Genomic DNA, 19968 nt, shown 5'->3' on the forward strand with positions numbered 1-19968 from the left:
CCTCTAAAATGACAAAAGGCCTGAGTCATATCAGGCACGCGCCAGCAGACTTGCTGGTCAAAAGCAGTGAATTATAACCTGCTGCTATTCAGCCTCAAGCTACCTGCCTCTAAATTACTGACGTAACTATTCACTGCGATAGCTTTTCTCTAAACGAGATAAGCGCTTGGCTATTTCATCTAACTGCTTGAATCGCACAGCATTCTTACGCCACTGGGTATTGTGCATGGCACCGGTACCCGATGAGTAGACACCTGGCTCATGAATCGAATTGGTCACTAGACTCATCCCCGTTACCTGCACGCCGTCACAAATAGTGAGGTGTCCGGAAAGTCCAACGCCTCCACCAAGCATGCAATGCTTGCCCACCTTGGTGGAACCCGCAATACCAACACAACCCGCTAGTGCGCTGTGATCACCAATGCTCACGTTATGCGCAATCTGTACTTGGCTGTCGATTTTCACATCGTTACCAATTACGGTGTCTCCCAACGCGCCGCGGTCAATGCTTGAACAACTGCCGACCTCAACGTCATCGCCTAATACAACCCCGCCTAATTGAGCGATTTTGTGCCATCCGGCACCGTCATGAGCAAAACCGAAACCATCACCACCGATCACGCAGCCACTTTGCAAAATCACTCGTTTGCCAACGACAATTCCATGGCTGACCGTAACGTTAGCGTGTAGCCGAGTCTCATCACCAATCACACTGTCCGCGCCAATCACACTGCCAGCACCAACCACCACACGTTCACCGAGCATCACGCCTGCTTCTATTACCGCATGCGCTTGAACAGAAACGCCTTCACCCATCACGACACTCTTCGCCACAACGGCCGTGGGGTGAATACCGGTAATATCCCGAGCAGGTAACGGATCAAACAATTGAGAAAGCTTGGCGTAACCTAAATAAGGGTTAGCCATTTCTAGGCGCGGAACAGGGCAATTCTTGCCATGCTCTGGATGAAGCAATACCGCCGCTGCTTGCGTGGTTGCTAAGTCTTTTAAGTACGCTCGATTAGCGAGAAAAGCAACTTGGTCAGACGCTGCTTCTTTAAGCGTTGCAAGACCCCGAATCGGCTGTTCGGCGTCGCCTTCAAAATCGACGTCCAAGTGACGTGCAATATCCGCAAGGGTGAAGTGATGAGAAGCGTGCGTCATGGGAGCCTAAAGAAACAGGGGTGCGGACAGCCCGCACCGACAGTCATAAAATTAGTTTAGCGAATCAAAAATCTGTGTGACTTCGTTAGTCACATTAGGCAGGTCACTCGATGAGTGCAACACGCCTTGAGGTTCTACCAAAACATCAATGTTGTGACGCTCAAGAACCTGTTCTACCGCTTGCTCCAGCTTGGACTCAGCACCTTCTAGGAATCGTTGCTCAGATGCTTGCTGGGCTTGGAGTACTTCACGGCGTAACTGCTCAAAGCGGCCGCCCTTTTGCTGAAGCTCAGCAATTAGCGGGTCTCGCTGGGATTGAGACATCGTCTCACCTTCGCGCTGCAGTCGCTCTTGCAGACGCTGGAGTTCTTCTCCCAGCGCTTGTGCTTCGCGCTGCTGGTTACCAATTTGGCCTTCCAATTGGCTCAACGATGACTGCGCCGACTGTGTATTCATTAACGCGGCGCGCCAATCAAGCACTGCCACTTCTGCGGCAACGGCGTAGGCGGGAAGCGTCATTGCGCCAAGTAGGCACACAGCTGCTGTCAGTTTACGCATCGTATTTACTCCTTTTTATTAGGTGGGTACCGTGGCATCCCACCGTGTTAGAACGTTTGGCCCAGCGAGAATTGAAAGAACTGAGTATCGTCACCGCTTTCTTCGCTTAACGGCTCTGCCACGCTGAAGGTCAACGGACCTACCGGCGTTAGCCACGAAAGGCCGATACCAACGCTGTAGCGCAAGTCATCCAGGTCAACCCCAGAGCTGCACTGCTGGCGCCCAACATCTGCTTCCTGAACATCATAACAAGAACTCAAGAAGGTATTACCCGCGTCAAGGAAGAGCGACGGTTGAATCGCTCGCTGATCTTCAACAAAGGGCATTGGGAAGAGCACTTCTGCTGAACCTTCCACCAGCACGTTCCCCCCCAGTGTACGGTCACGACCGCCATCTCGAGTCGGCGTTGTACGTTGTCCCAGAGTATTCGATGTAAAACCACGCACTGAACCCAAGCCACCCGCGTAGAAGTTTTCATAGAAAGGATATGGGTCGTTGCTACCCAGCGTGTCGGCATAGCCCAAATTACCGGTAAACTTCAGTGCCCAGGTCTGATCATCATTGATCGGGAACAGCTGCTGAGCACGAGCACGCAGCTTGTAGTACTCCGCATCACTCCCCGGAACACCTGTTTCTAGCGATAGACGCTGATAGTTGCCCGCTGTTGGCATAATGCCACGGTTCAAGTTATTACGCGTCCAGCTCGCCGTTAACTTCAGGCTCTGCGCGTCATCGCCTTGATCTTCGACATAGCGAATGATTTCTGAGGCAGAATCGTCGTAAGTCTTAACCTTAATTTCTTCCAGGCTAGCACCAAAGTTCAGACGAGAAAGTTCGCTGATGGGATAACCAAAGTTGATACCGGCACCGTAAGCATCCGTAGAGAACGTCGAAATGTCGGAGTCGCCGTAATCAGTTTCTCGATAAAAGACGTTATAACCGCGCGAAATACCGTCCAGTGTCCAGTAGGGATCCGTGAATGCAAAGTTAACACTGGTGAACGTATCGCTGCGTTGTGCACCAATGTTGACGCGGTTACCGGTACCTAAGAAGTTATTTTGCGCTAGACCAACACCGTAAATCACCCCTGCGCTTTGCGAGAAGCCGACGCTGGCGGATACCGAACCAGATGGCTGCTCTTCGACGTTATAGGTGACATCTAATAGGTTAGGCTGGCCGGGAACCGATTGTGTATCTACTTCTACTTGGCTGAAGAAGCCAAGGCGTTCTAGGCGTTGACGCGACTGGGTAATCGACTCGGTCGAGGCGGGGGCACCTTCTAACTGAATCATTTCTCGACGTAATACTTCGTCTTGCGTGGTGGTATTACCGTAAAACTCAATACGCCGCACATAGGTACGCTGACCAGGATTGACTGCGATCACCAAATCAACCGTTTCGCCATCACCGGCCATTTCAGGAATACCTTGAACCTCAGCAAACGCAAAGCCTTCCGCCCCAAGCCGCTGGCGGATAGCCTCAGTAGACGCGTTGAGATTTCCACGAGAGAACGTATCACCACGGCTAATGGTCAGTAACTCATTCGCTTCGTTTTCGCTAATTTGCAGATCACCTGCAAAACGAATGTCGCCTACTTGGAACTGATTGCCTTCATCAATATTTAGCGAGATGAAAATTTCTGACTTTTCAGGACCAATCGACACCTGCGTTGAGGTGACATCAAAATTAACGTAGCCACGATCTAAGTAGAAGGAGCGTAGACGCTCAATGTCCCCTGCCAGCGCTTCGCGGGAGTACTCATTCTTAGAGAACCAACCAAAAACGCGCCCTGGCCGGTCATTCAGCTCAAATACGTCGCGCAGCGTGTCGTCGTCAAAGGCTTCATTACCCACAATATTGATCTGTCGGATTTTAGCGACTTCACCTTCATTGACATTGATATTAACCTGGACGCGGCCCTCATCAATTTCATCAACTTCAACATCAATGCCTGCACTGTAGCGACCCTGAGCCTGATAAACCCCTTCGAGCTCACGCTGAATTTCTTCTAGCGTGGAAAGCTGCAGCACCTGCCCTTCGGAAAGGCCTGATTCGCGCAGGCCATTGCGTAAATCCTCATCAGAAATCTGCTGATTACCTTCGATGTTCAAACGCGCGATCGTCGGCCGCTCAACTACCTGGATAACCAGCACATCTCCCTCTCGTGCTAGGGAGACGTCTTCAAATAAGCCTGTGGCAAATAAATCACGTGCCGCGGCAGCAAGCTGCTGTTCGCTAACACGATCATTGGCATTGACGGGAAACGCATTAAAGACCGAGGCGGCAGATACCCGCTGCAGTCCTTCCACACGAATGTCGGAAACATCAAAGGATTGTGCTTGGGCACTGCTGGCACCTACCAGCAACAGTGCCGCCATTCCAAGGGTCTTGATTTTCATGCAGTCAGTTCGCTCGCGTTGGTCTGCCCATCATTCCAGATAGGCACCATATACATTTGTGCAGGCGGATGACAAGACATCCAGCGCCCTACACGCGTCATTACCACAGGCGCATCAGATCAAAATAGAGAGCCATCAACATCAGGGTGCCTACCATGGCAAGCCCTATACGCAACCCTACTGCTTGCGTTTGCTCAGAGACAGGCCGCCCACGCACCACCTCTATAAAATAATAAAGTAAATGCCCACCATCTAGCACAGGTATCGGCAGTAGATTAAGCACACCAAGGCTGATGGAAAGATACGCTAGAAAGCCTACAAACGCTTCCATTCCTGCACGAGCAGAGTCGCCTGATATCTGCGCAATGGTAATCGGCCCTGAAAGATTCGACGGGGAAATAAGCCCCACCAGCATCTTGCGTATAGCATCTACTGTCAGCAGCGTCATCTCACCTGTGCGAGATACCGCTTGACCCACGGCCTCTAGAGGCCCGTAGCGAATTTCACGTTGCAGTTCTTCAGGCCATGCTACCTGCTGCGCCCCAGCACCAATGTAACCAACCTCACCGCCACTCTCCAGCGGATTCCGGCCAGGCGTTAACGAGAGACTACCTTGTTCATCACCACGCTGGTAATCAACCTCTAGGGTTTGGCCAGCATTTTCTCGAATAACCGAGACAAACTGCATCCAATCATTAACTGGCTCGCCATTCAGCGACAAAATACGATCGCCCGCTCGAAGGCCAGCCTGGGAAGCCGCTTGGCCATCAATCACTTGGCCTAACACCGCGGGTACGTTCGGGCGCCAGGGCGTAATACCCAGGCTCTGCAGTGGCTGGGGCGGATCCTGGCGAACCATATAGTTTGCAACGGGAAGCTGATAAACCCGAGAAGCATTTGACCCTTCAGGCTGCACTTCAAGCATCAAGTCGCCATTAAAACCGATCATGGAGACAAGCTTTAAATTAATCTCTTCCCAGGAGCGCATGGCATCTCCCTGGATAGAGGTAATTTCAGCACCGTGAGCGAGTCCTGCCTCTGCCGCAGGCGAGTTAGGAGTAACATCGCCAACAAGGGGGGCAACGGTGGTAGTACCAGCAACAAACAATGCCCAGTAGGCAATAATCGCAAGTAAAAAATTGGCAATCGGGCCAGCAGCAACAATGGCAATGCGTTGCCACACAGTCTTGCGGTTAAATGCTTGGTCTAACTGATCTTCCGGAACAGGCGCTTCACGCTCGTCCAACATCTTTACGTAGCCGCCGAGCGGTATGGCTGCTACCGCGAATTCGGTACCGTGACGATCAACGGTTGACCATAGCGGCTTACCAAAGCCAACTGAGAAGCGCAGCACCTTGACACCACAGCGCCGTGCTACCCAGAAATGGCCAAACTCGTGAAAGGTCACCAACAAACCAAGTACCACGATCACCGCTAATATGTTCTGTATCAGGCCCACTCTTCGCTCCTTTACACGACTCGCTGATCAACGATGGCTGATGCTAAGCGAACTACTGGCATACAATTAATGCCGCCTGCTTTCGCGCCCACTGATCCGCAGATAGTATCTGCTCAAGCGTGTCGGCACGTGCTTCAAACGTTAAAGCCATCACTTTTGCTACTACATCAGCAATCGCACTGAAGCCAAGCTGCCCTTCCAGAAAAGCATCGACGGCGACCTCATTCGCTGCGTTCAAAATCGCAGGTGCAGCGCCCCCCTTATGCATTGCCTCGCGGGCAAGTCTCAAACAGGGAAAGAGCGTTTCATCGGGGGCTTCAAAATCCAGACGCGCCACTTGGAAGAGATCCAGCGTATCAACACCCGAATCGATCCGTTCCGGCCACGCTAAGCCGTACGCGATCGGCGTGCGCATATCAGGATTACCCAACTGCGCAATCACCGAACCATCCTCATAGGCAACCATCGAGTGAATAACGCTTTGCGGATGAACCACAACCTGTATCTGATCAGGCGTTGCATCAAATAGCCAGCACGCTTCAATAAGCTCTAAGCCTTTATTCATCAACGTCGCACTGTCGACAGAGATTTTGCGTCCCATTGACCAGTTAGGGTGTTGGCACGCCTGCTCTGGCGTCACGTTGGCAATACTTTCTGCCTGCCAGCCACGAAAGGGCCCGCCAGAGGCGGTTAGCAGCAATTGGCGAACACCGTGCCGACGCAAACCACCCCTGTGCTCAGTAGGTAGACACTGGTAGATAGCATTATGTTCGGAATCAATTGGCAATAAAGTAGCACCTGAGCGAGCAACAGCATTCATAAACAGTGCGCCACTCATCACCAGTGCTTCTTTATTAGCCAACAGCACTCGCTTACCTGATTCAGCAGCCGCCAACGCTGGCAGCAGACCCGCGGCACCCACAATAGCGGCCATCACCGTGTCCACCTGGGTTTCTCGTGCTACCTGACAAAGCGCTTCAGGCCCTGCAAGAACGTTAGTAGAGAGTCCTGACGTTATAAGTTCCTGTTGTAACCAAGCCGCATCATCAGGGTTATGTAACACAGCAACCGTGGGCTGATGGACGTGACATTGTGCTAAGAGCGCTTCTTTTGAGGTATGAGCCGTCAAGGCATAAACACGGTAGCGATCAGGGTATTGAGCAATGACATCAAGGGTGCTTGTACCGATTGAACCTGTTGAACCAAGTACTGTAATGCGCTGAACAGCGGGCTGACTCATAGGGCGCTCACCTGTAGATGGATCACCTGCAAATAAAATAGTGCAAAAATAGGGACAGCTGCCGTCAGGCTATCAATACGATCCAGCACGCCGCCATGGCCTGGTAAGAGCTGACTTGAATCTTTGATGTTTCGATAGCGTTTAAGCATGCTTTCAAGTAGATCTCCAAGCACCGAAATAAGCGTAACTAAACCGGCTATCACCACAAGTGCGACACCCCCCACAAAGCTTATGGGCTGCCAAACAGCAAATACAATCGCTAACAACAATGTAGCCGCAAGACCACCATAGACACCTTCCCAGGACTTGCCTGGGCTTACTTTTGGAGCAAGCTTGTTTTTACCCCAACGGCTGCCAGCAAAGTAGGCGCCGATATCCGCAGTCCAGACCAGCAATAGCACAAATAGTAACCATACCGCGCCACTATCGCGGAGCACGTTGAATCCTACCCAGCACGGCAGCAACACCCAGACACCCATTAATAACCGTCGAGAGGTGGCTTGCCACTGACCGGTAGTAGCAGGATAGTGAGTCACCCAATAAAGATTCATCACCCATCCCGCTGCTGCCAACCAAAGCGGCCACGCGGCAAGCACTGTTCCACCTAACCACATCGCCAACATTAACATTGCCATTACGACTACCAAGGCAAAGCGTGCGCTTTGACGGGCTACACCGGCCAAGTTGGTCCACTCCCAGGCACCTAACAGCACAATTAACGCTGTAAACAGTGCAAACGCCCCACCTTGTAGTCCGAACAAACCGATCAGCGTCAGGGGCGCCAACCAAGCTGCAGTAATCATCCGCTGTTTAAGCACCTTGCGCCTCTATTTGTGCGTCGGTCATACCAAAACGACGGCGGCGCAGGCAAAAATCGTCCAGCGCCTCATCCAGTGCCGCCCCGTTGAAATCTGGCCAGAGCAGCGGCGAGAAATGCAGCTCCGCGTAAGCCAGCTGCCATAACATGAAATTAGATAGCCGCTGCTCCCCGCTAGTGCGTATGCATAAATCTATCGGCGGAACATTGTGCGTATTCATCGCCGCATTAAGGCGTGCTTCATCAATGTCGGAAGCTGCTAACTCACCGGCGGCTACTTGCTCCGCCAACTGCCTAGCTGCCCGGGTAAGATCCCATTGGCCGCCGTAGTTGGCAGCGATAACCAAATGCATACCGGTATTCTCGGCGGTTAACGCCTCGGCACGCTGAATATGCTTTTGAATGGCATGGGAAAAACCACGCTGCTCACCAATAATTGACAGGCGAATATTACGCTCATTGAGCTTTTTAACTTCGCGTTTAAGCGCCATCAAAAAAAGCTCCATTAGCGCATTCACCTCAGCTGCGGGACGCTTCCAATTTTCGCTGGAAAAGGCAAAAAGACTCAATGTCTGAACGCCTCGTTGCGCAGCACGTTCAATTACCGCTCTAACGGCTTCAACACCGGCTCTGTGACCGCGCACTCCAGAAAGCCCACGAGCCCGCGCCCAGCGGTTATTACCATCCATAATAATAGCGACATGGGATGGCGGCGCCTCCTCGGTCTGAGAAGGGGTCGCGTCGTCCTGCTGCGCTTTAGGAAGCTGCGGAGACGTCATGGGTTCTCGCACCAAAGATCAGTCATAGTAAAGCCAAACGATGGTCCACGGGCAGCCAAGCTCCCCGTGGTTGATTGAAAGCAGGTAGCTATTTTTATAATAATAGTTAGACCTGCATGAGATCCTGTTCCTTTGCAGCAAGTGCTTTATCGACCTCGGCAATATACTTATCCGTCAGCTTCTGGATTTCGTCTTCACCCTGGCGCTGATCATCTTCGGTAATTTCTTTATCTTTCAGCAAAGATTTAAAATCACCATTGGCGTCACGACGTACATTTCGCACAGCCACGCGCGCATGTTCTGCTTCACTACGCGCTTGTTTGATATAACCTTTGCGCGTCTCTTCCGTCAACATCGGCATCGGCACACGAATGACATTACCAGCGCTAGCAGGATTAAGGCCTAGATCAGAGGTCATGATCGCCTTCTCAATCTTGGGCACCATGCCCTGCTCCCAAGGCGTTACTGTCAGCGTACGAGCATCTTCCACGTTGACGGAAGCCACTTGGTTTAGCGGCACCTGACCACCGTAATAATCAACGGTAACGGCGTCTAGAATACTGGGATGAGCACGCCCTGTACGAATCTTGTTGAAGTTACTGCTCAGCGCTTCAACACTTTTCTTCATGCGAGAATCTGCATCTTTCTTGATGTCATTGATCACGATATTACCCTCTGTCTATCAGCGTGCCTTCCTTGCCCCCTACTACCAAATTCAGCAGGGCACCAGGCTTGTTCATATCAAACACCCGCACCGGCATATTATGGTCACGTACCAGGCAGATAGCGGTCAAATCCATAACGCCCAATTTTTGATCTAGGGCATCGTCGTAAGAGAGCTGGTCGTACTTCACGGCATCGGGATATTTAACTGGGTCCTTATTGTACACGCCGTCCACCTTAGTGGCTTTGATCACCACATCGACGTCTACTTCAATACCACGTAAGCAAGCGGCAGAGTCGGTCGTGAAGAAAGGGTTGCCCGTTCCAGCAGAAAACAGCACCACGTCTCCCGACGTTAAGTAGCGGATGGCGGTGCGGCGATCATAGTGTTCCACCACACCACTCATGGGAATCGCTGACATCACCCGTGAACGAATATTGGAGCGCTCCAGGGCATCACGCATGGCTAGGGCATTCATGACCGTTGCCAGCATTCCCATGTGGTCCCCCGTCACCCGATCCATGCCAGCTTGATTAAGCGCCGCGCCACGGAACAGATTTCCGCCACCAATCACAATACCCACCTGAACGCCAATGCCAACCAACTGGCCAATCTCTAGCGCCATACGATCCAGCACTTTCGGATCAATACCAAAATCGTGCTCCCCCATTAGCGCTTCACCAGACAGCTTCAGCAAAATACGCTTGTATTTTGATTTCGACTTTTCAGTCTTGCTGACAGCAACCGCGGGGGTGGACTCTTGAACATCACGTGACATGGCATCTCTCCTGAGGCAGACCTGAACACAGGTGGGCGGGGACGGCCCCATTTTTCACAGGAGCCGGATACACAAAGGCGTGCGCTCGCGCGCACGCCATTTCTTTCTGAAACCTCTGACCTTAGCGACGGCCAGCCTGTTCCATAACTTCTTTAGCAAAGTCGACTTCTTCTTTCTCGATGCCTTCGCCCACTTCAAAACGCGTGAAGCTAACCACTTCGCCACCCGCCGCTTTCACGAACTCGGAAACAGACTGGTTCGGGTCTTTAACGAACGGCTGTTCGGTCAAGCTGTTCTCGGCCAGGTACTTTTTCAGGCGACCTTGAACCATTTTCTCAGCGATCTGTTCTGGCTTACCGGCCATGTCCGGCTGGGCTAAAATAATCGCTTTTTCTTTATCCAGTTCTTCCTGCGGCATGTCTTCTGGGTGCGCAACTGACGGATTGATCGCTGCAACGTGCATAGCAACGTCTTTAGCAGCTTCCGAGTTACCACCCTTGAGAACAGTCAAAACGCCGATTCGGCCGCCGTGAACGTATTCACCGACCAAGCCGCCTTCAACAGCATTCACAACAACGGCACGACGCACGCCGATATTTTCGCCGATCTTCTGTACCAACTGCTCACGAGTAGACTCGAGATCGCCAGCCATTACCGCTGCAACGTCTTCGTTTTTCGCCGCAAAGAACGCATCAACGATCTTATTAGTAAAAGCGATGAAGTTGTCGTCACGGGCAACAAAGTCAGTCTCGGAGTTGATTTCGACCATCACACCGTAGCTGCCGTCTTCTGCTACACGAGTAACAACGGCACCCTCTGCGGCGGTACGACCGGCTTTTTTCGCGGCTTTAAGGCCAGAGCTTTTACGCAGGTTCTCGATTGCAACTTCGATATCACCGTCGGCTTCAGTAAGTGCTTTTTTACACTCCATCATGCCAAGACCGGTACGTTCGCGCAGTTCCTTAACCTGAGAGGCGCTGATAGCTGCCATGAGTTTTCACCTCGGAAATGGTTCTAACTGAAAGTTAAACACGCTACAGAGTATAAGCTCGGTAGATGACCGTTGCGTATCACTTTGCAGAGCGCTCGCCGGCATTGAGTGTCCGGCATAATCGGCCCGCTTGAGCGAACTCAGCGCGGGAAAAAGGGGGCATAAGGCCCCCTCTTAACATGATGCGGCTCACCTGCCCGCCGCACCATAACAACCGTTACTCGGCAGCAGCGTCAGTGTCGGCAGAAGCGGTTTCTTCAGTCACTTCAACAAACTCGTCCGGACGACCTTCTTTCGCACGACCACACGCGTCAGCAATGGCTTTCACGTAGATCTGAATAGCGCGAATGGAGTCATCGTTACCCGGGATCACGTAATCAACGCCATCTGGGTTTGAGTTTGTATCTACCACACCAATAACCGGGATACCCAGCTTGTTGGCTTCGTTGATCGCAATGCGTTCGTGATCAACGTCGATAACGAACAGCGCGTCAGGAAGGCCGCCCATGTTCTTAATACCGCCGATAGAGCGTTCAAGCTTGTCTTGCTCACGCGTCGCCATCAAGACTTCTTTCTTGGTCAGCTTCTCGAACGTACCGTCTTCGCGCATTGTTTCTAAGTCGCGCAGACGCTTGATGGACTGACGAATGGTCTTGAAGTTTGTCAGCATGCCACCCAACCAGCGATGGTTGACGAACGGCTGGTTAACGCGGTTTGCTTCTTCTTTGATGATCTTGCTAGCGCTGCGCTTGGTGCCAACAAACAAAATTTTGTTGTTGGATGCCGCCATCTTCTCAACCACGTCGATCGCTTCGTTCAGCGCCGGCAGAGTGTGCTCAAGGTTGATGATATGAATCTTATTGCGCGCGCCGAAGATGAACTTGCCCATCTTCGGATTCCAGTACTTGGTTTGGTGACCGAAGTGAGCGCCTGCTTTCAGCAGGTCACGCATATTAACGTGAGACATGATAAAACTCCTGAAACTCGGGTTAGGCCTCCACGCACCCCATGGATCCGACCAGTGGCGTCGTTAAACGTCGCCAGCGGCACCCGGGACCATGTGCCGGTGCATGTGTGTTTTCAAGGCTTGCTGTTTAGCAATACAGACTATCTGCATTGCGTTTAAATAGCCTTTCTGCAGATGACCAATCGACAAAGAAGCATTGGATGGCGATTGCAGGAAAGCGCGCGGCTTTATACCATAGATCATTACCAAGATGAAGTCACAGCGCATGTAACGGTCTTAATTTACCGCTCACCATTGCCGTTCACCACTTACTTTTAGAACCCACATCGAGAATTCATGAACGTTCCTATCAAGACGCCTTCTGAAATCGAGAAAATGCGCGAAGCCGGGCGCCAAGCCGCCCGCGTCATTGAAATGATCACTCCCCATGTCAAGGCGGGGATATCTACGGGTGAAATCGATCACCTTTGCCACGATTTCATTGTTAACAATTTAGGCTCTACACCTGCGCCGTTAAATTACCATGGCTTTCCGAAAGCAACCTGCACATCAATCAATCACGTGGTTTGCCATGGCATCCCCGATGACGCCAAAAAGCTGAAAAACGGCGACATCATGAATCTGGACATTACCGTCAAAACAACGGATGGCTACCACGGTGATTCCAGTGTGATGTTCGTGATCGGAGAAACAATCCAGGGCGAGCGCTTATGCCGTATTACTCAAGAGTGTCTGTATAAAAGCATTGCGTTGGTAAAACCAGGTGTACGTCTGTCAGAACTTGCCCGCGCCATACAGCAACATGCTGAAGTCCATGGTTATTCTGTGGTCCGCGATTTTTGCGGCCACGGCATCGGTGCCGATTTCCACGAAGATCCGCAGTTTCTTCACTACGATGGCTATGCACCAGATGCTGACATTCAATTGGAAGCTGGCATGTGTTTTACGATCGAACCAATGATTAACGTGGGCGGCTACAAAACCAAAGTGTTGCGCGATGGCTGGACCGCGGTTACCAAAGACCGAAGCTTGTCTGCTCAGTGGGAGCACACGCTGCTGGTCACAGAAACCGGTGTTGACGTGCTGACCGCACGCAGCAACGAAGACTTTAGCTTTCTGAATCACTGATGCTTCTTCATCACTACCGGTTCGAGCCGGACACCACGCTCTATGATCTTGATTTGTTTCGCACTGAGCTAGCCGGATCACGTTCTCCTATTGCACCATTTAAGGCGGCGCTGCGAGAGTTACAAACTAGGCTGGATGAACAGTTTCGTTCCGGGGCGGATATACGCGACCTTGTCCGCGGACGAGCGTGGTATCTGGACCAGCTACTGGCCATTGCCTGGGCGCAGCACAATTGGCCTGACGAGGGCGTCGCTCTAGTGGCAGTCGGCGGCTACGGTCGAGGCGAGCTGCACCCACACTCGGATATCGACCTCCTGCTATTATTAGAGCACGATGACGACACTCCCTATCGCGAGCCGCTAAGCGCATTTATTACTTTCTTATGGGATATTGGCCTTGAGATCGGCCATAGCGTGCGCTCGCTTAATGACTGTGAGCGGGAGGCCGAGGCCGATGTCACCGTGATTACCAACCTGCTGGAATCGCGACTCATTGCCGGCCCCGAAAACCTTCGCCAAAAGATGCGTGAACGCCTCAGTGCCGAGCATATTTGGCCTGCCGATCGTTTTTTCGAAGCGAAATGGCAAGAACAAATTGCCCGCCACTACCGTTACAACAACTCTGAATATCATCTAGAGCCAAACCTCAAAAGCTCCCCAGGCGGCCTGCGTGATATTCAAATGATCGGCTGGGTAGCTAAACGCCACTTTGGCACTGAGCACTATGCCGACATTGTTGCGAATGGCTTTATGAATGATGCCGAGCTTCGCATCCTAAGCCAGGGCCAAGCCTTTTTGTGGCAGGTGCGCTATACCCTGCACATGCTGACTGGCCGCGCCGAAGATCGGCTACTGTTTGATCATCAGCGCACTATTGCCGAGATGTTTGGCTTTAGGGATACCCCTGAGCGCTTAGCGGTTGAACAGTTTATGAAGCGCTACTACCGGCATGTGACCGCACTTGCAGGGCTTAACGACATGCTGTTACAGCACTTTGATGAGGTTATCCTGCGCGGAAAAGAAGCGCTGGAAACCGTTAAGCTGAACGAGCGCTTCGAAACGAAAGGCGGCTACATTCAGGTGCGCTCTCGCAATCTGTTCCGAGAACGTCCTGCGGCCATGCTGGAATTGTTCCTGCTGATGGCCAAGCACCCGGAAATAGAAGGTGTCCGCGCTGACACCATTCGCTTGATCCGCGACCACCGCCATCAAATCGATGATCACTACCGTGAAGACCCTCGCCATCAGCGGCTGTTCATGTCCATTTTACGGGCACCGGGCAATGTCCCCCGCCAGTTAAGGCGCATGAACCGTTATGGCATTTTAGGCAAGTACCTTCCCGAGTTTGGTCGCGCTGTCGGGTTGATGCAACACGACTTATTTCACATTTACACGGTAGACGCCCACACCCTGCGCTTGCTGAAGTTTATACACGGTTTTCGCAAATCGGATGCCAAAGATGAGTTTCCCGTGGCGGCAAACCTGATTCATCAGCTACCTAAAATGGATCTACTATGGATTGCCGGCCTTTTTCACGATGTTGGTAAAGGCCGCGGCGGCGATCATTCTGAAATTGGCGCGCGTGATGTTGAGCACTTCTGTCATCGGCACCATGTTTCTCAGCACGACACCAATTTGCTGCGCTGGTTGGTAGAGCATCACCTGCTGATGTCCATGACTGCCCAGAAGCGCGACATTAGTGATCCCGATGTGATTCGTGACTTCGCCCTAACGGTGCGCGACGAAACCCGCTTAGACTATCTCTACGTGCTCACAGTGGCCGATATAAACGCTACCAACCCCACCCTGTGGAACGGCTGGCGTGCATCACTGTTGCGACAGCTTCATGCCGAAACCAAGCGCGCGCTGCGGAGAGGGTTAAAAAATCCGCCTGAGCGTGATGACTGGGTACGCGAAACTCGCACTGAAGCTCGCTCGCTGCTGCAAACTGTCGGCGTAGACAGCGCCCAGATTGACCACCTATGGGAATCCCTTGGGGAAGACTATTTTCTTCAATACGCACCCAGCGAAATTGTCTGGCAAACCCAAGGTATTCTTGCCCACCAGCCGTCTGATTTGCCGCTGGTCTTAATTAGCGCGCCCACCGTCGACATGGCCGAAGGTGGCACCAAAGTATTTATTCATACCCGTTCGGTGGACGATCTATTTGCGGCGACCGCCGCCGCCATGGAGCAGTTAGGGTTATCTATCCACGATGCCCGCATCGCCACCTCACACAACGACTGGACGCTAAATACGTTCATCGTGCTAGATCATTATGGTCAACCTATCCGCGACCCTGAACATATTAAAGAGATGCATCGGCACCTCGTCGAAGAGCTAGACGACCCGGAAGATTATCCAGAGATCGTTACGCGCCACACACCGCGCCAGCTAAAACACTTCAAAGTACCTACCGAGGTAGTGATTGAGCAGGATCCAGCCAACGAACGTACGCTACTAGAACTGACCGCCCCAGACCGCCCCGGTCTGCTGGCTCGTGTGGGGCGCATTTTTATGGAACAGGATATTGCCTTATCGGCGGCGAAAATTGCCACGCTAGGAGAACGGGTTGAAGACGTTTTCTTTATCACCACAAAAGCAGGCGAGCCGCTTACTGATCCAGAACGGCAACAGCAGCTTCGCGAACGACTTATCGAAGTGTTAGGCGTGTGAGTGTGTAAATAAGCAACACCTTGGTGGTTAAGTTTGAGGTGCCACCAGGGGTTGCCTATAATCAACGGTTTAGTTGGTCGTTTTACAGACATCCAGTACCGCCTTTAGGCTATATCAACGGACATGCCATGAATCCCGATCTGAACGCTCTGCACCCTTATCCGTTTGAAAAACTAGCCGCCCTAAAGGCAGCGCTTGTGCCACCGGCAGGGCTTGAACATATCCCTCTTACCATCGGGGAGCCCCAACACGCCCCTTTCGCAGGGGCACTTGAAGCGCTGGTAGCTCATCAATTGGAAATGGCCCGCTATCCGGCAACCAATGGTTTACCCGCCCTGCGCGAAACAATCGCCCACTGGGCATCGCAGCGTTTCTCGCTTGCTGGGCTGGATGCCGAACGCCAAGTACTCCCAGTTAACGGCACCCGAGAAGCGATTTTTGCCTTTGTGCAAGCAGCGATAGATCGTCATCGTCCTGCCAAAGTGGCTGTTCCCAACCCCTTTTATCAAATTTATGAAGGGGCAACATTGCTCGCAGGGGGCGAACCGCTCTATTTAGATTGCACAGCTGAGAATGGCTTTCGCCCTAATTTTTCGGCAGTGAGCGCGGCAACCTGGCGCGATGTACAAATTGTATTCGTTTGCTCTCCAGGTAACCCCACCGGCGCCGTCACGCCGCTCTCTGAGTTCAAGCAGCTCATCGCGTTGGCCGACGAACACGACTTTATTATCGCCTCTGATGAGTGCTATTCAGAATTATATCTGGATGAAAACACGCCCCCTCCAGGCTTGCTACAGGCTTGCGCCGAGCTTGGCCGCGATGATTACCAACGCTGTGTCGTGTTTCATTCGCTATCGAAGCGTTCCAACTTGCCTGGGCTGCGTTCCGGCTTTGTCGCCGGTGATGCGAACCTTCTTACACCATTTAAGCGCTACCGCACCTACCACGGCTGCGCAATGTCGCTACCGCTTCAGTACGCCTCTATCGCCGCCTGGCAGGACGAAACCCACGTGCGTGCTAATCGCGATGCTTACCGCGAAAAATTTAGCGCAGTGACCAGCGTCCTAGCTCCGGTAATGAACTTCCCTCCGCCGGAAGCTAGCTTTTACCTGTGGCCAGCGGTGCCAGACGGTGATGATATCGCCTTTACCCAGCGGCTCTTTAGCGAGCAACACGTCAGCGTCTTACCTGGCAGCCTCATGGGCCGCCTAGGGCAACATGGCCATAATCCCGGCTCAGGTCGACTACGTTTAGCGTTAGTGGCGGAACTTGCGCCCACACTTGAAGCAGCCAAGCGACTTCGCCAACTAGTCGAGCGCGGCTAAGGCGCCGTAGGTGTATTTAAGGAGGCTATATGCTGACGCTCTATATTATCAACACGTGCGATACCTGCCGCAAAGCACGCAAAGCACTTGAAGAAAAAGGCATCCCTTTCAAGACGCACGACCTGCGTAAGGATGGGCTGTCCGCTGGCCTGCTTGAGCACATTCTTGAGCGTGTACCGCTGTTAGAGGCGCTTAATAAGCGCAGTAAAACATGGCGCGACTTACCCCAGGAAGTAAAAGACAACGTGGATGCTACCTCTTCCCGCAAGCTACTGCTTGAACAGCCCACACTGCTCAAAAGACCACTGTTAGAAATTGATGACAGCACTATTTTAGTCGGCTACCGCGACGGCGATTACGACTCTCTCAGCGGCTAACCCGCCACTGAACCCTAACAACTGATTGTGAATCAAAACTCTAATTTTGAATCAAAACTTTAAAGGAAGACGCGTTATGCTGAGCTTCGCGCTTGGAATCGGCACCCAAAACACCCAGGGCGACTGGCTAGAAATCTACTACCCAGCACCGCTGTTTAATCCTGCAGACAATCTGGTCGCTGCGGCCAAAGCGGCGCTAGACGCCCCTGCCGGAAATACAGCGATCAGCTTTCTGCCCGAAGATTGCACGCGCCTAGCCAAAGCGTTAGAAGCTGCTGGCCACTCTGAGCAGGCAGCACTCGCTGAATCATTCGCTGCCAGCCATCGTCCGCTAGTCGCGATGTTTTTAGAAAGCGATCAGGCACCGCAAACCGCTCCTGAAGTTTATTTAAAGCTGCACCTGCTCTCCCATCGCTTAGTGAAGCCCCACGGTTTGGATCTGACTGGCATGTTCGGCCTGCTGCGCAATATCGCCTGGACCAATGAAGGCGCGATTGATATCGAGGAGTTGCCCACCCGCCGCTTGAAAGCGCGTTTAGCGGGTCGAGCGCTGTCAGTCGACTGTGTCGACAAATTCCCCAAAATGACCGATTACGTGGTACCCACTGGTATCCGCATTGGCGACACCGCTCGCGTGCGCCTAGGGGCTTACCTAGGTGAAGGCACCACGGTAATGCATGAAGGCTTCGTCAACTTCAACGCAGGTACCGAAGGCCCCGGTATGATCGAAGGGCGTATTTCCGCAGGCGTTATGGTCGGCAAAGGCTCTGACCTCGGCGGCGGCTGCTCTACCATGGGAACACTTTCTGGCGGCGGCAATATTATTATCAAGGTAGGCGAAGGTTGCCTGATTGGTGCCAACGCCGGTATCGGTATTCCGCTTGGCGACCGATGCACCGTAGAAGCGGGTTTATATATTACCGCAGGTTCGAAAGTCACTCTGCTCGACGATCAGAATCAGGAAGTTAAGACCGTGGCAGCACGCGAATTAGCGGGCCAGAATGACTTGTTACTGCGCCGCAACTCGCAAAATGGCCGCATTGAGTGCTTGACCAATAAAAGCGCCATTGCGCTGAATGAGGCGCTGCATGCCCATAACTGAGCCTGAAGCGCTGTCGCCCACGCTGCAGCTCGCGTTTGAGCTACTTAGTCGGGCATCGGTAACGCCGGATGACGAAGGCTGCCAGAACCTTATGATCGAGCGCTTAACAGCGCTCGGTTTTCATATCGAGCAACTACCGTTTGGCGATGTCAAAAATTTCTGGGCAATAAGAGGTCATCATGGCCCCGTATTAGCCTTCGCTGGCCACACTGATGTTGTGCCCTGCGGCCCACATACGAACTGGGAATTCCCACCGTTTGAGCCATGCATTGATGAACACGGCATGCTTTGTGGACGAGGTGCTGCCGACATGAAAGGCAGCCTAGCGGCGATGCTCACCGCTGTTGAGCGCTTTGTGAGAACCCATCCAGAGCACGATGGCCGCATTGCATTTTTGATCACATCCGATGAGGAAGGTCCCGCTGTAGATGGCACCCGCGCAGTGGTTGAACATTTACGCGAACGTAACGAGCGCTTGGACTACTGCATTGTGGGTGAGCCTTCTTCGACCTCTCGACTGGGCGATACGATCAAAAATGGCCGCCGCGGGTCACTGGGTGGTGTTCTGCATATCAAGGGGGTGCAAGGCCATGTCGCCTATCCGCATCTTGCACGCAACCCTATTCACCAAGCAATGCCCGCCCTAGATGCGCTGGTTAGCGAGCACTGGGACGCGGGCAATGACTTTTTTCCGGCCACCAGCTTCCAGGTATCTAATTTTCGCGCAGGCACCGGAGCCACTAACGTCATTCCCGGTGAAGTCGAAGTTGTCTTTAACTTCCGTTATTCCACTGAAGTTACCCATGAGATGCTAAAAAGCCGGACCGAATCGATGTTGGATACGCATGGCCTTGAGTACCACATCGATTGGACACTCAACGGCGAACCGTTTCTAACCGCAGAAGGCGAGTTGGTCGACGCTGCCATTCGCGGCGTCGAAGCCGTCACCGGCGAACGTCCCGCGCTTTCAACTAGCGGCGGCACCTCAGATGGTCGTTTCATTGCAACCCTTGGCGCCCAAGTGGTCGAGCTTGGCCCACTTAACGACACTATTCACAAAGTGAATGAGCGCGTGCGCGCCAGTGACCTGGATGAGCTAAGCCGTATTTATGAGGCAACGCTACAAGCCCTGTTAACGGATGACGAGGTGAGCGTATGATGGAACGGTTCCCAGATATCGAGGTATACCTTGCCAGCGTAGCGATAGATAGAGTCAACGCGTGGCTAAGCGAAGCTCTCGATGCGCCGCCACTTAGCCCAGCGGGCAAAGGCAAATGGAAAACTCACGGCCACCATCAAGGTGAAGCAGTGCCCGTATTGTTGGTGGACAACGCTGCCGATGGCTTTGCCAGCCTGTGGTTCGATAGCCACCACACGCCTTGGCACACAGACCAGGAGTGCGCTCAGCATGCTGCCGAGGCCTTGCAGACAGAAGTGCGCTGTTCGCTTGGTGGCTGGCACCCAGGCGATGACCCCGACCGTTTCTGGCAGGTAATGCCAGGCGGTCAAGAAAAAGCCATTGAATGGCCTGATTCAGGCCGTTAA

General features: G+C 52.8%; 18 protein-coding genes. 7 read left to right on the plus strand and 11 right to left on the minus strand.

Annotation, left to right across the window (positions count from 1 at the left end; translation table 11 throughout):
* Positions 1-126: 126 nt before the first annotated feature.
* The 11 genes from lpxD to rpsB all read right to left on the minus strand — a co-directional run bounded on the left by lpxD (position 127) and on the right by rpsB (position 11816).
* Positions 127-1164, minus strand: coding sequence for a UDP-3-O-(3-hydroxymyristoyl)glucosamine N-acyltransferase (gene lpxD, locus ELY33_RS07575; RefSeq protein WP_126946283.1), 1038 nt, complete (start codon positions 1162-1164; stop codon positions 127-129).
* 51 nt (positions 1165-1215) lie between these two features.
* A complete protein-coding gene (locus tag ELY33_RS07580; protein ID WP_126946286.1) occupies positions 1216-1722 on the minus strand; it encodes an OmpH/Skp family outer membrane protein in 507 nt (168 codons plus the stop codon).
* A gap of 47 nt (positions 1723-1769) precedes the next feature.
* The gene (gene bamA, locus ELY33_RS07585) at positions 1770-4121 is read right to left on the minus strand and encodes an outer membrane protein assembly factor BamA (RefSeq protein ID WP_422822288.1); all 2352 of its coding nucleotides are present in this window, start codon (positions 4119-4121) and stop codon (positions 1770-1772) included.
* Positions 4122-4221: 100 nt separating this feature from the next.
* Positions 4222-5580 carry a sigma E protease regulator RseP gene (gene rseP, locus ELY33_RS07590; protein ID WP_126946289.1) on the minus strand — a complete coding sequence of 453 codons (1359 nt, stop codon included), beginning with the start codon at positions 5578-5580 and terminating at the stop codon, positions 4222-4224.
* A 52-nt stretch (positions 5581-5632) separates the two neighbouring features.
* Positions 5633-6820, minus strand: a complete 1188-nt coding sequence (ispC, locus tag ELY33_RS07595; protein ID WP_126946292.1) for a 1-deoxy-D-xylulose-5-phosphate reductoisomerase — start codon at positions 6818-6820, stop codon at positions 5633-5635.
* Positions 6817-7638 (minus strand): phosphatidate cytidylyltransferase, encoded by an 822-nt coding sequence (locus ELY33_RS07600; RefSeq protein WP_126946295.1) that lies wholly within the window; start codon positions 7636-7638, stop codon positions 6817-6819. Before ELY33_RS07600 ends, ispC begins: the two co-directional genes overlap by 4 nt.
* A complete protein-coding gene (uppS, locus tag ELY33_RS07605) occupies positions 7631-8416 on the minus strand; it encodes a polyprenyl diphosphate synthase (RefSeq protein WP_126946298.1) in 786 nt (261 codons plus the stop codon). The genes ELY33_RS07600 and uppS overlap by 8 nt, the downstream gene beginning before the upstream one ends.
* 106 nt (positions 8417-8522) lie before the next feature.
* The gene (frr, locus tag ELY33_RS07610) at positions 8523-9080 is read right to left on the minus strand and encodes a ribosome recycling factor (RefSeq protein ID WP_126946301.1); all 558 of its coding nucleotides are present in this window, start codon (positions 9078-9080) and stop codon (positions 8523-8525) included.
* A gap of 4 nt (positions 9081-9084) precedes the next feature.
* Entirely contained in the window at positions 9085-9858 is a 774-nt protein-coding gene (gene pyrH, locus ELY33_RS07615) for a UMP kinase (RefSeq protein WP_126946303.1), read from the minus strand.
* A gap of 121 nt (positions 9859-9979) precedes the next feature.
* Positions 9980-10849: a translation elongation factor Ts gene (gene tsf, locus ELY33_RS07620; protein WP_126946306.1), complete on the minus strand. Its 870-nt coding sequence runs from the start codon at positions 10847-10849 to the stop codon at positions 9980-9982.
* A gap of 217 nt (positions 10850-11066) precedes the next feature.
* Positions 11067-11816, minus strand: coding sequence for a 30S ribosomal protein S2 (gene rpsB, locus ELY33_RS07625; protein WP_126946309.1), 750 nt, complete (start codon positions 11814-11816; stop codon positions 11067-11069).
* Positions 11817-12152: 336 nt separating this feature from the next.
* Here rpsB and map point away from each other — a divergent pair, with 336 nt between their 5' ends.
* The 7 genes from map (at position 12153) to ELY33_RS07660 (ending at position 19968) form a co-directional block, all read left to right on the plus strand.
* Complete coding sequence (gene map / locus ELY33_RS07630) at positions 12153-12944, plus strand: type I methionyl aminopeptidase (protein ID WP_126946312.1); 792 nt, start codon at positions 12153-12155, stop codon at positions 12942-12944.
* A complete protein-coding gene (locus ELY33_RS07635; protein ID WP_126946315.1) occupies positions 12944-15619 on the plus strand; it encodes a [protein-PII] uridylyltransferase in 2676 nt (891 codons plus the stop codon). The genes map and ELY33_RS07635 overlap by 1 nt, the downstream gene beginning before the upstream one ends.
* A 128-nt stretch (positions 15620-15747) precedes the next feature.
* The gene (gene dapC, locus ELY33_RS07640; protein ID WP_126946318.1) at positions 15748-16944 is read left to right on the plus strand and encodes a succinyldiaminopimelate transaminase; all 1197 of its coding nucleotides are present in this window, start codon (positions 15748-15750) and stop codon (positions 16942-16944) included.
* Between the two features lie 29 nt (positions 16945-16973).
* Positions 16974-17321: a Spx/MgsR family RNA polymerase-binding regulatory protein gene (locus ELY33_RS07645; RefSeq protein WP_126946321.1), complete on the plus strand. Its 348-nt coding sequence runs from the start codon at positions 16974-16976 to the stop codon at positions 17319-17321.
* Positions 17322-17397: 76 nt separating this feature from the next.
* Positions 17398-18423 carry a 2,3,4,5-tetrahydropyridine-2,6-dicarboxylate N-succinyltransferase gene (dapD, locus tag ELY33_RS07650; RefSeq protein ID WP_126946324.1) on the plus strand — a complete coding sequence of 342 codons (1026 nt, stop codon included), beginning with the start codon at positions 17398-17400 and terminating at the stop codon, positions 18421-18423.
* Positions 18410-19582: a succinyl-diaminopimelate desuccinylase gene (gene dapE, locus ELY33_RS07655; protein WP_126946327.1), complete on the plus strand. Its 1173-nt coding sequence runs from the start codon at positions 18410-18412 to the stop codon at positions 19580-19582. The genes dapD and dapE overlap by 14 nt, the downstream gene beginning before the upstream one ends.
* On the plus strand, positions 19579-19968 hold the full coding sequence (locus ELY33_RS07660) for a hypothetical protein (RefSeq protein WP_126946330.1): 390 nt from the start codon (positions 19579-19581) through the stop codon (positions 19966-19968). The genes dapE and ELY33_RS07660 overlap by 4 nt, the downstream gene beginning before the upstream one ends.

The organism is Vreelandella andesensis (assembly GCF_003989795.1).
Lineage (GTDB): Bacteria > Pseudomonadota > Gammaproteobacteria > Pseudomonadales > Halomonadaceae > Vreelandella > Vreelandella andesensis.

Coding starts and splice junctions, on each gene's coding strand:
- uppS (WP_126946298.1), bottom strand. CDS start 8,416: ATGACGTCTCCGCAGCTTCCTAAAGCGCAGCAGGACGACGCGACCCCT.
- ELY33_RS07645 (WP_126946321.1), top strand. CDS start 16,974: ATGCTGACGCTCTATATTATCAACACGTGCGATACCTGCCGCAAAGCA.
- ELY33_RS07660 (WP_126946330.1), top strand. CDS start 19,579: ATGATGGAACGGTTCCCAGATATCGAGGTATACCTTGCCAGCGTAGCG.
- dapE (WP_126946327.1), top strand. CDS start 18,410: ATGCCCATAACTGAGCCTGAAGCGCTGTCGCCCACGCTGCAGCTCGCG.
- pyrH (WP_126946303.1), bottom strand. CDS start 9,858: ATGTCACGTGATGTTCAAGAGTCCACCCCCGCGGTTGCTGTCAGCAAG.
- lpxD (WP_126946283.1), bottom strand. CDS start 1,164: ATGACGCACGCTTCTCATCACTTCACCCTTGCGGATATTGCACGTCAC.
- dapC (WP_126946318.1), top strand. CDS start 15,748: ATGAATCCCGATCTGAACGCTCTGCACCCTTATCCGTTTGAAAAACTA.
- rpsB (WP_126946309.1), bottom strand. CDS start 11,816: ATGTCTCACGTTAATATGCGTGACCTGCTGAAAGCAGGCGCTCACTTC.
- map (WP_126946312.1), top strand. CDS start 12,153: ATGAACGTTCCTATCAAGACGCCTTCTGAAATCGAGAAAATGCGCGAA.
- bamA (WP_422822288.1), bottom strand. CDS start 4,121: ATGAAAATCAAGACCCTTGGAATGGCGGCACTGTTGCTGGTAGGTGCC.
- tsf (WP_126946306.1), bottom strand. CDS start 10,849: ATGGCAGCTATCAGCGCCTCTCAGGTTAAGGAACTGCGCGAACGTACC.
- ispC (WP_126946292.1), bottom strand. CDS start 6,820: ATGAGTCAGCCCGCTGTTCAGCGCATTACAGTACTTGGTTCAACAGGT.
- ELY33_RS07635 (WP_126946315.1), top strand. CDS start 12,944: ATGCTTCTTCATCACTACCGGTTCGAGCCGGACACCACGCTCTATGAT.
- dapD (WP_126946324.1), top strand. CDS start 17,398: ATGCTGAGCTTCGCGCTTGGAATCGGCACCCAAAACACCCAGGGCGAC.
- ELY33_RS07580 (WP_126946286.1), bottom strand. CDS start 1,722: ATGCGTAAACTGACAGCAGCTGTGTGCCTACTTGGCGCAATGACGCTT.